The 15225-nt window shown below is 46.1% G+C and carries 13 protein-coding genes; 6 read left to right on the top strand and 7 right to left on the bottom strand.

Annotation, left to right across the window (positions count from 1 at the left end):
• Positions 1-99: 99 nt before the first annotated feature.
• The 3 genes from LN893_RS15025 to LN893_RS15015 form a co-directional block, all read right to left on the bottom strand.
• Positions 100-2493 (bottom strand): prolyl oligopeptidase family serine peptidase, encoded by a 2394-nt coding sequence (locus LN893_RS15025; RefSeq protein WP_439651216.1) that lies wholly within the window; start codon positions 2491-2493, stop codon positions 100-102.
• Between the two features lie 155 nt (positions 2494-2648).
• Positions 2649-4331 carry an amidase gene (locus LN893_RS15020; protein ID WP_229971454.1) on the bottom strand — a complete coding sequence of 561 codons (1683 nt, stop codon included), beginning with the start codon at positions 4329-4331 and terminating at the stop codon, positions 2649-2651.
• Between the two features lie 235 nt (positions 4332-4566).
• Complete coding sequence (locus tag LN893_RS15015; protein WP_229971452.1) at positions 4567-5382, bottom strand: MOSC domain-containing protein; 816 nt, start codon at positions 5380-5382, stop codon at positions 4567-4569.
• 177 nt (positions 5383-5559) lie between these two features.
• Here LN893_RS15015 and LN893_RS15010 point away from each other — a divergent pair, with 177 nt between their 5' ends.
• On the top strand, positions 5560-7518 hold the full coding sequence (locus LN893_RS15010) for a M1 family metallopeptidase (protein ID WP_229971450.1): 1959 nt from the start codon (positions 5560-5562) through the stop codon (positions 7516-7518).
• A gap of 19 nt (positions 7519-7537) precedes the next feature.
• Here the strand turns inward: LN893_RS15010 and LN893_RS15005 are convergent, their stop codons facing one another.
• Both LN893_RS15005 and LN893_RS15000 read right to left on the bottom strand, forming a co-directional pair.
• A complete protein-coding gene (locus LN893_RS15005; protein ID WP_229971449.1) occupies positions 7538-7900 on the bottom strand; it encodes a TM2 domain-containing protein in 363 nt (120 codons plus the stop codon).
• A gap of 60 nt (positions 7901-7960) precedes the next feature.
• Positions 7961-8287: a DUF2752 domain-containing protein gene (locus LN893_RS15000; RefSeq protein WP_229971448.1), complete on the bottom strand. Its 327-nt coding sequence runs from the start codon at positions 8285-8287 to the stop codon at positions 7961-7963.
• Positions 8288-8373: 86 nt separating this feature from the next.
• On the opposite strand from LN893_RS15000, the gene LN893_RS14995 reads away from it, so the two are divergent.
• The 4 genes from LN893_RS14995 to LN893_RS14980 all read left to right on the top strand — a co-directional run bounded on the left by LN893_RS14995 (position 8374) and on the right by LN893_RS14980 (position 12354).
• Positions 8374-9822, top strand: coding sequence for a PQQ-dependent sugar dehydrogenase (locus LN893_RS14995; protein ID WP_229971447.1), 1449 nt, complete (start codon positions 8374-8376; stop codon positions 9820-9822).
• 3 nt (positions 9823-9825) lie between these two features.
• A complete protein-coding gene (locus tag LN893_RS14990; protein ID WP_229971446.1) occupies positions 9826-10179 on the top strand; it encodes a c-type cytochrome in 354 nt (117 codons plus the stop codon).
• Between the two features lie 253 nt (positions 10180-10432).
• The gene (locus tag LN893_RS14985; protein ID WP_229971444.1) at positions 10433-11761 is read left to right on the top strand and encodes a hemolysin family protein; all 1329 of its coding nucleotides are present in this window, start codon (positions 10433-10435) and stop codon (positions 11759-11761) included.
• A gap of 110 nt (positions 11762-11871) precedes the next feature.
• On the top strand, positions 11872-12354 hold the full coding sequence (locus LN893_RS14980) for a hypothetical protein (RefSeq protein ID WP_229971442.1): 483 nt from the start codon (positions 11872-11874) through the stop codon (positions 12352-12354).
• A 63-nt stretch (positions 12355-12417) separates the two neighbouring features.
• On the opposite strand, the gene LN893_RS14975 is transcribed toward LN893_RS14980, so the two are convergent.
• Entirely contained in the window at positions 12418-13227 is an 810-nt protein-coding gene (locus LN893_RS14975; protein ID WP_229971440.1) for a hypothetical protein, read from the bottom strand.
• A gap of 206 nt (positions 13228-13433) precedes the next feature.
• Complete coding sequence (locus tag LN893_RS14970; protein ID WP_229971438.1) at positions 13434-14390, bottom strand: SMP-30/gluconolactonase/LRE family protein; 957 nt, start codon at positions 14388-14390, stop codon at positions 13434-13436.
• Positions 14391-14622: 232 nt separating this feature from the next.
• On the opposite strand from LN893_RS14970, the gene LN893_RS14965 reads away from it, so the two are divergent.
• Complete coding sequence (locus LN893_RS14965) at positions 14623-15189, top strand: T9SS type B sorting domain-containing protein (protein ID WP_229971436.1); 567 nt, start codon at positions 14623-14625, stop codon at positions 15187-15189.
• Positions 15190-15225: the final 36 nt, after the last annotated feature.

Raw genomic sequence — 15225 nt, 5'->3', positions numbered from 1 at the left:
GTAAGACTTATACATTTTACCTGTTTTATCATAAAAGAAGGGGCTGCCTAACATGTTAGGCAGCCCCTTCTTTTATCATGATATAGTAGCTTTTTTAGCTTATTCGATCTTGCTTTCTTTCAAGTTCTCTTCAAACAGCTTATAAATACGTTTATATTCGTCTGTCCAGCTGGCAGGCTCCACAAAGCCATGGTTCTCGACAGGGTAAACAGCTAGCTCCCAATTGTCCTTACCCAGCTCTATCAGCCTTTGCGTAAGGCGCACCACATCTTGGAAATGCACATTTGTATCTACCATGCCATGACATATTAATAAAGCACCTTTCAAACCTTCGGCATAATATATAGGAGAGCTTTGGGCATAGGCCAGGCTGTCCGTTTGGGGTGTGTTAAGAATGTTAGAAGTGTAGCCGTGGTTGTAGTGTGCCCAGTCAGTAACAGATCGGAGCGCTGCCCCTGCTGCAAACACATCGGGTTGTGTGAACATGGCCATCAGCGTAATGAAACCACCGTAAGAACCACCGTAAATTCCAATGCGCTTCGGATCTATGTTGTGCTGATCTACCAGGTACTTTGCTCCGTCCACATGGTCACTTAAGTCTTTACCTCCCATAAAACGATAAATGCCTGTTCTCACATCTCTGCCATACCCCGCACTGCCTCTATAGTCGATGTCTAATACGGTATAGCCCTGATCTACCAAAAAGTTATGGAACATATACTCTCTGAAATAGCTGCTCCAGTACTTGTGCGCATTTTGCAGGTAACCCGCTCCGTGCACAAAAACGACAGCAGGCCCTTTAGGCTGCGCACTGGCAGGTTTATATAATCGAGCATATACATCGGCACCGTCCTCGGCTTTGAAGGTTATCACCTCTGGCTCACGCCAATCGTAAGACTTAAATTCTTCTGTTAAAGACTGTGTTACCTGGCGCGGCTTTGCCGCCTTTTTGTTGTCCATCACAAAAAGCTCCCATGGTTTGTTGCTATAGGAGTAGCGTACAGCCAATGTTTTTTCGTCTGGAGACATTGTTACATCATGTGCTCCTAGCATAGAGGTTAACTGCACCATATTACCGCCCTGTAAAGGCATGCGGTAAAAATGCTGCTCGCCTGGGTGTACTTTATTTGCAGAAAAATACCAGTTTTTCTTATCGTCTGATATGCGAGGTTCCGATACCTCAAACTTGCCGCTCGTAAGAGCCTTTTTCTTTCCGTTGGTTACATTTACAGTATGAAGGTGCGCGTAGCCACTTTCCTCCGACACAAACCACACGTTTTCATTGTCTGGCATCCAGCCTATCTCGCCAGCACCGTAGCCATTTATCCAAGCTTCATCATGTTGCCGATCCAGTACTGATAAATTTCCTGTGGCTGGGTCAAGTTTAAGAATCCAGCGATCTTTGTTATCTGCAGACCGTGCCACTACCACGGCACTCTTTCCGTTGTCTGACCAATAAGGGCCGTAGATGGCTGTTGCCCTCGGTTCTTTCTTCTCTTTTGAAGCGTCAGCGGGCTTGGCTGCTTTAGAGGCTTCGCTTAAATAATCTGGCTGCTCATAAATTCCGTCTACATCTTTCATCGAAACCGCAAACGTAGAGTCGCGCTTTGTATCATAGATGTAAAAGTCATAGGAAGCCTGTGCATCACCTACTTTTGTGCGGGCATTGATATCTTCGGTATAACCAGACGCTGTTACATAATTCGGCACAATAGTACCTTTTGCATTGGCTGGCCTGTTTACTAAACTGTAAGTGATAAAGCGTTCATCCGGGCTCAGCACTACACTATAAACAGACTTATCCTCAATATAAATCTCCTTCGGACGAGCAGGTGCCTCCAACTTTCGCTGTGCCTGTTGTTCCTCTCTGGCAGATTCGCTTTCACGTATTGTTCCCAGCAGGGCCAGCTGCTGCTCCTTCAGCCAATCGCGCTGAGGATCTTTCGTTTCGCGAGCCCCTGGTTTACGTCCTCTTCTAAAGTCAGTTAACTGCACTACCTGCCCATTCTTTATACTCCAGGCATACATGTTATTCTCGTTCAAGTAAAGCACTTCCTGCTCATCAAAGCTAAACGAAGGGCTACTCTCCCGCTCTACTGTATTGGTAAGCTGCTGTGTTTTGCCAGACTTTACATCATATAAAAAGATATCGCCGTTCTTTTCGTACACCTTTTTGGTTTCGGCTTTGTTGTAGCTGCCGTACGGCGACGGCAAACTGCGCCGTTCCTGCGGAGATACCTTTTTTATGTTCTTTCCATCAGCTGTTGCGCTATAAAGCGAGTCGCTACGGTTGCCCTCTGGGTTCCAGGAAAAATAGATCTTCTTACCGTCTTCGGACCAAAAGATGTTGCTCGGTGAAGTACCAATCCATTTCGGATCGCGCATGATCTTCTCCACGCTTAGCTCCATTTTGTTATCCTGGGCCTGCAGTATATTTCCGCAAAGCCCGAGGCTGATTACCATAAAGGCTATGGCTTTCTTTTTAAAGAACATGTTTTGTTGATGTTAGATTAGCTAATTCTTACTGATAGCATTTATTTAATAGTGCTCCTCCAATTAAGATATCTGTTTAAGAACCCAGTTGGAGGAGCACTTTATGCCTCATTTCTAATATTTAATTTAGAGCAGCCACTAAGACTGTGGTATTTTTACTTCTTGGCGTTTGCAAAAGTCATAGGTGGGTGTTGCTCCTCATGCGAGGTAAGGTCCTGGTAGAACTTAGCCAACGCTAATACCTGTCCTTCTCCGAACAGCTTGCCCATAAAGGTGATTGTAGTAGGCATGCCATTCTTCTGGAAACCGTTTGGCACGACCACACACGGGTGCCCAGTCAGGTTTGTAACCACCAGGTTGTTGCTGGCAAAAGATGGGCTGATATACACATCCACATCTTTAAGCTTCTCCTGCATTTGCTGCACCAACAAGGTACGTACACGCTGCGCCTGCAAATACTCTACTGCTGTTACAAAGCGTGCTGCTCTAAAGCTGTTTGGCCACGCGTTTTTATGCTGCTGTACTAGCAGACTGTCACGGCCACTACGAGTAAGGTCGTCAAACGCTGCTGCACCTTCTACCGAAATAGTCATGGTTATATCGCGCGCTGGCAGGTCTGGCAACTCAATCGGGATAAGCTCGATACCTGCTTTGCGCAGTGCTTCCAAAGTTGCCTGATCGTTTTCTTTAAACTGACCGTAGTTGCGCTCAAAGTCATTTTTCAGGTACCCTACTCGCAGCTTTTTAGGATTGATGCTTTTGTTATAGTTAAACGGTACGTCGTATACAGAAAGGTCTTTACCGTCTGGGCCGTAAATAGCATTGAATACAATGGCACAATCTTCGGCAGAACGAGCTATCGGACCGATTTTATCCATAGACCAGCTTAGCGCCATCGCGCCATCGCGGCTTACTCGGCCAAAGGTAGGCCTTAAGCCTGTGGTACCACAAGCCGTAGACGGTGACACAATAGATCCTAAAGTTTCGGTACCGATAGCATAAGGCAATAAACCTGCTGCCACAGCCGAGGCAGAACCTGCGGATGAACCACTGGAACCCTTTGTAATATCCCAAGGAGAACGGGTTTTACCTCCAAACCATACATCGCCCATAGCCAGAGCGCCCAATGTTGTTTTAGCAACTAACACCCCACCAGCATCCTGCAAACGCTTCACTACAGTGGCGTCTTTGTCTAGCATCTGTTCTTTATAAGGCATCGCTCCCCAGGTAGTTTTGTACCCTTTGGTAGAAAGCAGGTCTTTTACACCGAAAGGAATACCATGCAGCATCCCCTTGTATTTACCTGCTTTAATTTCCTGATCAGCCTGGCGCGCCTGCTGCAAAGCGAGTTCCTCTGTTAACGTTACCACGCACTCTAAGGTAGGGCCATATTTCTTCAGGCGGTCCAGGTAAAACTGGGTAAGCTCCACCGAAGATATTTGCTTCGTGCGGACAAGCTCTGCTAGCTGAGGAACAGAATAAAAGGCCAACTCTTCCCTGTTTTGCGGCAGCTTTACTTTTTTCGGATGGTCTACTTCAAAAGCCTCCTGCTTCTTCTCGAAAGTATAGCCGACTGGCACTGGATTGAAAACAAGGGCAGGCGCTACATCGTTTGTCAGCGGTTGCTTGCGTATTCTTTCGTACCCTTCTTTGTAATCCTGAATATCACTCAAAGCAGAGTCTAGTTGGGCATCTTTAAAGTTTAGGCCCATCAGCTTCTGAGCGTCGCGCAGCACATCTACTGTAATTTTCTCTTCGGATACCCTCGAAACGAAAGCACCAGACACAAAGCAGCTTGTGCCAATCAGGAAGTATAAAAGTTTTTTATTTGACTTCATTCTTAGTTTAGATTAGTATTAGTTTGGTGTAAGTGTGGTAAAATCAGAAACAGAAATTATAACCAGCTAGACTCTGTAGGTATATGGGTGCATTAAGTCCTTTTAAGGTGCTATTAAAGTAGTTAACCTCTTTGATAATCACTTATTAGCAGCGACAGAAAACAGTTTTAATTAGCTAATATAAGCACAGCTCCTGTTAAAACGCAAATTACTAGAGTACAATAGCACAGAAAGACTATGCTTTCCGCGTGAGTACCTCTAACTCATCGCCCACCCGTAAGATGCCTGAGCTGGTGTGAACTAGGTTTTGCCCTACCATAATTTTGTTATTTACCTGGCGGTAAGAAGCTAAGGTTTTTAAGGGCTCAGGACTTTTCATACCTGTTTCCTGGTCTATGGTGGTAACTACGCAGCGGGCACAGGGCTTTGCCACACGAAAGGCGGCTTCTCCAACGTTAAACTCACTCCAGGTATCTTCCTCAAAAGGTGCACCGCCTGTAAACACCAGGTTTGGGCGAAAGCGATTCATAGGAATGGGAGCAGCTAAACGGGAGTTTATATCATCGAGCGAGGACTGTCCGATCATCAGGAAAGGATAGCCGTCGGCAAAGCTTACCACTTCATCGTTGAAGGCGTACCTTTCATCTACCTTCCGCTGGGTGTTATCGGGCATATAAACCAGTCGGGCAGGCATTTGCAATACCTTGCTAAACCACTCTGTTGCTTCTGCACTTACTTCTATCGCCTGGCAGGTGTCATCCCACACGATTACGTCAAAGGTCTTATCCGACTCTGGCTGAAACGGAACATGAAGCGGCGCAAAAAGTCCTTGCTTATGCGTTACCAGTAGCCCTTGCTCCTGCAGTTGCACTTGCAGCAAAGTCGTTATAGCATGCTGCCGCTGCGACAGGAAGTTGCCCGTTGCATCTACTAACATCCAACGGCGGTCGTACTCCAAGCCTTTCGCTGTAACTGTTGCCTCTTTTAAACTTATCCCTCCCAGGGATTTGATAGGGTAAATATTTAGTTCTGATAGGATATATGAAGCCATAAAATTTCTGGTTGAACAGAGGCGTGAATATAAGTATTATACCGAGAAACCTATAGGACAATATTGAAGAGCCAAGCTTGTCGTTCCTGACTGGTTAATTGAAAACAGGCTAATTTTTAATGCTAACTCTTCTCTTGTATTGCGTAAATCATTTATACAGGCCTCACCTAACATGCTATGAAAAAAGAATTTACCGTGCTACTAGCTCTGCTTTGCTTTATCCTTTTGCAAACGCAGACGCAGACAACCAGCGCCCAAAATTTAGCAACCTGTGCCGAAGCCAGAGTGCAGACTATGCAGCGCCAGGCTATTGCCACACCCCAGCATGTGCAGCGCATGGAGCAGTATGACGTTACCTTTTACAAACTGGACCTGCACCTGGAGCGCACCAGCACTCACATTGAAGGTAGCGTAACAACTGTTGCCAAACTAAGAGGCAGCCGCCTAGATACGTTTGCTTTCGAGCTACACCCCAACTTCGAGATACAGTCCGTGGTGATTAACGGAACAGCACAGCAGGATATTAGCAGAAACGACGACAATGTAACGGTTAAACTGGCATCTCCTGTTGTTTCTCCTTCTAGCGTTGAGGCGGTTATCTCTTACAGCGGCATTGCCGCCATCGGCAACGGGTTTAGCAACGCCACAGAACCAACCTGGGAGAACCAGGTAACCTGGAGCCTCAGCCAACCTTATGCAGCTTACGAGTGGTGGCCTACCAAGCAGGTGCTTACCGACAAAGCCGATTCAGTGCATGTGTTTGTTACGACCAGCGCTGACAACAAAGGAGGTTCTAATGGCGTGTTAACCGATGTGGTAGAGCTGCCAGAAGATAAAAAGCGCTTTGAGTGGAAGTCGAGGTACCCGATTGCTTATTACCTGATTTCTGTGGCAGTCTCTAATTATGAGGAATACCTGATTTATGCTAACCCTGCAGAGGCCCCTCAGCCTCTTCCTGTTTTAAACTACGTGTACAGAGGCGGCGCCCTTAACCGTTTTAAAGAAGAAATAGATGTAACAGCCCTGCTTATAGAAACATTTTCAGAGCTGTTTACGCTTTACCCTTTTACTGCCGAGAAGTACGGGCACAGTATGGCTCCTATGGGTGGCGGCATGGAACACCAGACCATGACTACCCAAAGCACCTTCGAGTTTACGCTAACAGCCCACGAGTTGGCGCACCAGTGGTTCGGTGATAACGTTACCTGCGCCAGCTGGCATGACATCTGGCTGAACGAAGGCTTTGCCTCTTATGCAGAATATATCGCCTTGCAAAGGCTTAGGCCTGCCAGTGCTCAGACTTGGATGCGCAACGCTCAATCTTACGCCCTGCGAGTACCCTATGGCAGCGTGTTTGTACCTGACACAACTAATGGTGGACGCATTTTCGACTACAGGCTTTCCTATAAAAAAGCAGCTACGGTAGTGCACATGCTCCGCTTTGCCATAAACAACGATGCGCTGTTCTTTCAGTCTTTACAGAATTATCAAAATGAATTTGGAGGTGGCACCGCCACAACAGCCGACTTGCAGCGCGTGGTTGAAAAAACCACTGGCATGGATTTAAACTACTTTTTTGAGCAATGGTACAGGGGAGACGGTTACCCTGTATTTACTGTGGAGTGGAACCAGGAAGGTGAGCGGCTTGTGCTTGCAGACAGACAAACTCCGAGCAGCACCACGCCATTTTTCAAAACAGACATGGAATACCGCATCCGCACCTCCGAAATGGATACCCTTGTACGTGTGCCGCATAACCAACCTACAGAAGAATATCTTTTCAGAGTAAGAGGCACAGTGCAAAGTATAGAGATAGACCCGAACGATTGGGTGCTGCACTTTGCTGACCCTCCCCAACAGAACAAGAACCTGGAGGTTCCGCTTGAGCCAGATGAAGCGCCGCTACTTTACCCTAACCCAACAGTCAGGTTTGTGCAAGTGGCTAATCTGGCTTACACCCCCACTATGGCTGAAATATACGATAGCTCAGGTAAGCTGGTAAAGCGCCTAAGGTTTACAGGCACTCAAGCACCCAGCATTCCCGTTCATGACTTAGCCGCAGGCTACTACATTCTGCAGCTAAGCAACAGCACGAATCAAAACCGTTATTCTTTTGTGAAAGCCGTAGGACAATAGTCAATAGCCAACGAGCAGCTTAAAAACGGTTATAGTTGCCGCCCATCATGGCTACCACCAATTGAGCTTCTTTTATATTATTTTCAAAGGCAATCCTTCTGAAGTTTATAAGATCTACGATGGTGCCAATGGCACAGAGCCCACCTGTAAGCAGGTATAAAACACCCATCCCGATCTGCCCAACCAGAAACCGCTGCACACCTGCCACCATAAAGAAGCCAAGTAAAGTGGTTCCTAATATGAGCATAGGTTCACGTCGGCGGGAACGGTAAATACTGGCGAACTGCTGCACCTCTGCATCCGACATGTCTTTTACAAGGTTCTGCACGAAAGCCATTTCATCGGCATCCAGATCGGGCATAATGTTTAAAATACTGGCCATGGAAATTATTTTTGATAGAGTTGAAATATCATGAAGGTAAGATGTATTTGTTATTCAGCTCTAGGCGCGCTCCCACCAGATAAGCCCAAAGTACAACCTAACGAGCACCGCCACCCGATAGCAAATGATAACCAATGCAGGAACACCCAACGGGTGCGACTGCCACGAAGCAGCTAACTCTCCTCTAGCTAAAAAAGCGATTGCGTGCCCTAAGCCGCAGCCAGGGCAACCCTGCTCCAACACCCAGCTAAAAGGGCAAAAACTAAAGGCGTGTTTGCCTGTTGGCTCCATCAGGGCAAGCACTGCTACGCCAAGTACCCAGAGTGCAGCCTCCAGTAAATAACTTTTGCTGTTCGTGGGTTTGTGGAAGTATACTTTATTTGCCACCGCTACCGTAATTAACCTTCGCTACCTGCTGACGTACTGCACTTATACATGTTAAGATATAACAAAAAATTTAATATAAAAACCCTATGCTTGTAAAGCGCCTGCTACCATTCATGCTGTTGCTTGTGCTAAGTAGCTGCTACCGTATTCTTTCCTCGGAGGGAGGAGGTCAGATTGAGAAATCGCCTAATGCAAGAGCTATCAATGCCGCAGATATTGCTTTACCAGAAGGATATACCATAGAGGCGGTAGCCACAGGGCTTACTTTTCCTACAAGTGTGGCGTTTGATGCGGAAGGGAGACTGTATGTAATTGAGGCAGGCTATTCTTATGGGGAGGTATTTCTGGAGCCAAAACTACTACGTGTTGAGGCTGGTGGAAACTTAACCACTATTGCCACTGGCGAAAAAAACGGTCCCTGGACGGGCATTACCTACCACAACGGCAACTTTTATGTAGCTGAGGGTGGCGAACTAAAAGGCGGCAAAATACTACGCATCTCCCCCAAAGGAGAAATAAACGCTTTGGTTGAAGACCTGCCAACGAAGGGCGACCACCATACCAACGGCCCCGCCATTGGCCCCGACGGAAATGTTTACTTTGCCTTGGGCACCGCTACAAACTCTGCTGTTGTTGGCCCAGACAACTACAATTATGGCTGGCTTAAGCGCCACCCCGACTTCCATGACATTCCCTGCCAGGACGTTACCCTTACAGGACAGAACTATACGAGCGAAATACCTTTAGCATCTAAAAGCGGTAAGCAAACCACAGGCCCCTACTCGCCTTATGGCACCCCCGCATCAGCAGGACAGGTTATACAAGGGGCTTTACCTTGCTCTGGCGCTGTTTTTAAAATCACACCTGAAGGCGGTAACATGGAACTGGTAGCTTGGGGTTTTCGCAATCCTTTTGGGCTGGCTTTTTCTCCGACAGGCAAGTTGTATGTGAGCGATAATAGCTTTGATGTGCGTGGCTCACGCCCTGCCTGGGGCACAGGAGATTATCTTTGGGAAATACAGCAGGGGCTGTGGTACGGCTGGCCCGACTTTACGGGTGGCAAACCGCTGCACAATAAAAGCTACGCGCCTCCTGGCGAAAAAACACCTCAGCGCTTGCTGGCAAACCACCCTAACACACCTCCCAAACCAGCGGCTGTTCTAGGTGTACATTCCTCCTCCAACGGCCTCGACTTCTCCACAAACAACAACTTCGGCTATGCAGGTGAGGCCTTTATAGCGCAATTCGGTGATATGGCTCCGCAGGTAGGCAAAGTACTCGACCCTGTTGGTTTTAAGGTGATGCGTGTAAACGTACAGAATGGCGTTATCAAAGAGTTTGCTGCCAACAAAGGCAAAGAAAACGGACCAGCTTCCAAGCTAAAATCGGGAGGCTTAGAAAGACCTATTGCGGTTAAGTTCTCGCCAGACGGCACCAGCCTGTATGTAGTAGATTTCGGCATTATGCGCATGACAAAAGAAAACTCATTTCCGCAGCAAAACTCAGGCGTTATCTGGAAGATCTCAAAGAAATAAATTATGAAAACCACCTACGCTATACTTATACTTTGCTGCCTGCTTTTTGTAATTGCCTGCGGCACAGCTAAACGCGGCACCCCCCACTATGCATCCGTTGCTACTACAAAAGAGGCTGTGGCTAAAGGTGAAGTGGTATACAATATCTATTGCCAGAAATGCCACCCAGGAGGCGCCACAGGCGTAGGACCAGCATTGAATAATAAGCCCTTACCTGGCACTGCTATTCGGTTTCAGGTGCGCCACGGCATGGGCATGATGCCTGCTTTCAAAGAAGACGTTATCTCGGATGAGGAAATGGATAACCTGATTGCCTACATGAAAGTGCTACGTAAGGCAAAGGACAAAACCAAATAGGCTTTTCCTGCAACTCACTGCTAAAACAAAAACATCTCTCCTAAAAAACCTGGCACAAACGTCCGCTTGCGCCATAATGCATTATGACAATGGTTTCACACGCTTAACCTTCAGCCCTTCGCTGTAGGAAGCTATTTTTCATAAACTTCACCCTCCCATTGTATCACCTAAAGTTAGCAACAGGGTAAAAATTTGCGTATGCAACTCTACTGTCTGGTTACGTATCAGGCATACTAAGCCACTACTGCAAACTATGGAGATACTTATTATTCTTATACTGACGCTGCTGAATGGATTTTTTGCCCTATCTGAAATTGCCTTGGTGTCTGTAAAGCGGAACAGGATAGAACAAAAAGCACTAGAAGGCAGCTCCAGCGCCAAGATAGTCCTTAAGCTACTGGAGGACCCCGAGAACTTTCTTTCAGCGGTACAAGTGGGTATTACGCTTATCGGCATTGTGGCAGGTGCCTACGGTGGTGCTGCCTTCTCCGACGATCTCACACCAGTTATTGCCCGCGTTGACGCATTTGCACCGTATGCTCCTCAGATTTCTATTGTTGTTGTTATTGGCCTGATCACCTATTTCACCATCGTAATTGGAGAACTAATTCCGAAGACCATAGCTTTAAATAACCCAAACCAAATAGCGCTTATTGCAGCTCCCATCGTTAGGGTGTTTACAGTCATTACTTACCCCCTGGTAAAGTTGCTATCAGGCTCTACTAACTTAATTATAAGGCTGCTAGGCATAAAACCAAACACAGAAGGAGCCTCCGTTACAGAAGAAGAATTGCGCCACATGATACGTGTGGCTGGCAAGGAAGGAGTACTAGAACAGGAGGAGCAACGCATACACGACAACATCTTTTACCTCTACGAGCAGCGCAACCGCAACCTGATGACGTACCGGACCGAAGTTGAATGGCTCGACCTAAACTGGCCACCAGAGCAACTGCACCAGGCTATTTTATCTAGTGCGCATACCAAATTTCCTGTGTGCAAAGGCGACATCGACAATGTGGTGGGCATTCTGTCTGTAAAAGATTATTTCGAGAATCTGGACTTCGAGGGCAAGGAGTTACCAGAACTGTTGGCTGCACCTATCTTTTTATCGGAACACATGCTGGCTGTAAAGACCCTAAAGCTTTTTCAGAAGCAGCGGCAATACCTTGCTTTTGTAGTAAACGAATTCGGCACTGTAGAAGGCATTATCACGCTGCACGATATAGTAGAGGCCATTGTAGGCGATCTTCCAGACCAGGATGAGCCGCTGGAGCCAGATATTTATCTTAGAGATGACGGAAGCTACCTCATCAGTGGCTCTGTGCCAGTCCACCACCTAAACCAGGAACTCGATCAGGTGTTAATTCCTGATATGCCTGAGCATTACACCACCCTGGCAGGATTTATACTGTACCAACTCTCTGACATACCTAACATTGGAAAAAAACTTCCGATAGAAAATTATGAATTAGAGGTGGTGGATATGGACGGCAGCCGCATAGACAAAGTACTACTGCTGCCAGTGCTACCATCTTCAGAGCCAGGCGATACGACAGAGCCTTCTAAAACGGAAGATTAAACTCCTACTATGGATATGGCATGTATTTATTCTTGTTCCCAATTCTTCATTCAGAATTCATGCCTACCTTTGCCATCTCATTGTCGTAACAACAGATTAGCAAAAATAGTGTGTTAAAGAAAAAACTGTCAAACCAACTAAAAGGACTGGCCATTTACCAGATAGCAGGTGGCATATTGGGTATAGCCCTCATGCTGTGGGTTATGTTTAGTGGAGAAGTAACTATTACACAGCAGGCCCTGCGTGTAGCATTGTTTGCCACAGCGCTATTCGTGTTCTCTATACTTTGTGGTCGTATGCTGTACCGTAATCCGCAGAAAGGGCTTAAGCTTTCACTAGCAAACCAGGTACTGCAAGTAATATACTTCAGTTTTGGTAGCTACGGCTTTCAGTATGTGGCAGGCTTGCGAGTAGGTATAGGCGCAGACATGGTCGGCTCCTGGACATTTAAATTCCGCTTGGCCCTCTCCTCTTTTCAGTTCGATTTAGGGACTGATACTGGGCAGAAATTTATTGGGGTTAACCTGGTTGCTTTATTTCTGATCTTCTGGATAGAACGGCTACTGGAGCAGGTAAAAACAAACAAAATGTAAAAAAGGTAACCAGCCTCAAGATTAAGGGGGACTTATTTCTGGAGCTGGTTACCTTTTGATGTTCTAGAATAAAGCAATTGCCTCTGTGCTGTTATAAGTGGCAATTACTTCGAGTAAGTCTACTGTTTTTACCGATACTGCTGCCAAGCCAGCTGTAAGGCCTGCTGGTGCGCCCACAACCAATGCCGTACCAAGCACAGGTGCTGCAACGCCTATCACAGCCAAACTTAAACCTCCCAGCGCAATATTCTGAGCCAGTTGCTGCTTCCTATCTTTGTGCCTGAATTCTCGCATCAATTGCTCGGCTTCGGTATTGCCGTGTATTAACTCCTGCAGCATTACGCCAGTTTGCTCGCGGTCCTTTCGCTTGCTTATCTCGAAGGAATACAATTGGCCACTTCCATTCCTACTAATATGGGTCACATAACCTGCGTTAGTTTCAGCGAAAGTACTGTAGCCATTTATCTTCCCTTCAATCACAGGAAATAACCATTTATTTCCATTCGTGGCACCTACAATTTTCTTGCCTGTAGCTTCATCAAATCTGGAGATCTGCTTTGTTTCAGATGCTTTGATAGCCTCATCATCAGACACAAGCGAATAGGTAGAATCTTCTTTCGAAAAATTTATGCGCCCCGTAAAGTCGCGCTCCTCACCGCTATTAAATAAAACTTTAAAAGTATACTCCTGGTGCTTCTTCGATTGGTGCTTCTTCGATTTCGCGTATCGCTCTCCTTTATCCTCCTGCTTTAAGCTAACTTTTGCTTGACTAGCTTCCGCTTTAAACTGCTGTAGAGACACCGCCTTTGCTTCCGACCCACTGCACAGGATAAATCCTATCCCTGCTGCCATTCCAATCAATTTCCCTTTCATGATACTAAGGTAGTTAGCTAGTCATGAAGCTTCAAAACAGAAACCTTAAAATATATGAAAATTTATAAAAAGACTTCTTAATTTTCTGTAAAGAATGTTTTACGAGGTTCAGGAATGACTCCAGTGACAGAAGGCATATCTTTAATATAGTTACTATCTCTATCAGAGGAGCTAAGAAGGCAACTACTTACAACTATAACACTCTGCTATAGCTTGCCTTTGTATGTGTAGGCTGGAACACCACGCACACCAGGCTTTACAGCGAACAGGCCTCCGCTCAGCGGGTACTTCTTTAGGTTTTCAGGACTGAGCCATTCTCTGGCTGTGGTAATGTACAATATGTCCAGGTTTTCACCACCAAAGGCGCAGGAGGAAGTTTGGGGAGCAGGCACTTCTATTTTTTGCAGCATTTCGCCTGTTTCAGGGTCCCAACGTGTTACGGCACCCGCCCCCCACAAGGCTATCCAAAGTTTTCCTTCTGCATCCAATGTCATACCGTCTGGGGCACCACCTGCCGATCGTGGTATTCGGAAGGCTACTTTGCCGTTGCATATTTCGCCAGTCTTGTCGTTATAGTCAAAAGCTTGTACCATCATGGTTGGCGTGTCGGCATAGTACATGGTCTTTCTATCTGCCGTCCACACAATACCATTAGAAATGCTTACGCTGTCCAACATCTGGTGCACATCTTTATTTTTGTCCATTCGGTAAAGCGCTGCAGCTTTTTTTCGAGAGTCAAGCGCCATTGTTCCCACCCAAAACCTGCCTGCGGGGTCGCACTTGCCATCGTTAAAACGCATCTGATCATCGCCTGCAATAGGATTTAGCACAAAAGTTAGTTTACCTGTTTTTGTATCCATTTTATGAATACCATTTTGTAGCGCCACTAAAGCACCTCCACCTTGCACAGGCACCACCGTGCCTATTCTAGAGCCAGTCGGGAACTGTATATCTTTTTTAGTAACAGGATCATAAATGTGCAGCGCTTTGCCTTCAATGTCTATCCAATACAGCTTTTGTTCTGTTGGATGCCAGATAGCACCTTCTCCTAATTTTGCTTTGGCATCGAGTACAAGTTCCGCTTCTTGGTTTTGCGGCAGTTTAAAGGCAGCCAACAAGACAAAGCAGATGAGGAAACAACTGTAGATGAATTTCTTTTTCATATTAGAAGGATTATAACTCAGTTTACCTATTTCTAAGCACATCTTGCAACAAGGCATTCGCGCTGCTACTGCACAAGTATTTCCTAATCTACTAAATACAAGCCTTTTACTATAGTGTAATATACAGTTTAGTTTTCAGTCTACCCCTAGAACAGCAACAAATATGCTCTGTTGATACAAGCCTAGAATAACCAAAGAAAGAAAAGCATGAAGATCAACTCCTTCTATAACCGTGAATTCTTCTGGAACATACTGGGCTGAAGTTACCAACAGCGTATGCACAGCAAGAGACGAAGTAACCGTAAACTATAATTCCTTAAACAACCTGGCCATAACTGCCTCAAACGACTCACTTAAGCATAACGAGCCACTTTATGTAGAGGCTCGTGCCGAAGATTTAGTGTCTTGGCACTGGGACTTTGGAGATGGCTATACCACTAGTGTTCCATCTCCTGCTCATGTGTATGAATACGCAGGAAAGTACACGGTTACTTTGGCAGCAACAAATAAATATGGCTGTAGCTCTTTCAAAACATACAATGTTATAGTTGCGCCCCACCTTTTTGTTCCGAACATCTTTACGCCGAACAACGATGGGAAGAATGACAGCTTTAAAGTTGCTTATAACGGGAAGGGCTTGTTCAAAGTGAAAATATTTGACAGGTGGGGAAAAGAGATTTACCAAGCCAACTCAAAAGACTTTGAATGGACAGGAAATGGAAGCGCAGGTGGAAACTACTTTTACTTTATCAAAACCGAAACAGGCACCTACAGAGGCGCTGTTACTTTATCGATGTAACTGTTAGTTAGAGGCAAAGTCATTCAGCCTTAAAAC

The organism is Pontibacter harenae (genome assembly GCF_020907245.1).
Lineage (GTDB): Bacteria > Bacteroidota > Bacteroidia > Cytophagales > Hymenobacteraceae > Pontibacter > Pontibacter harenae.
The sequence above is the reverse complement of the archived record's forward strand: the minus strand, read 5'-3'. Positions and strand labels throughout refer to the sequence as shown.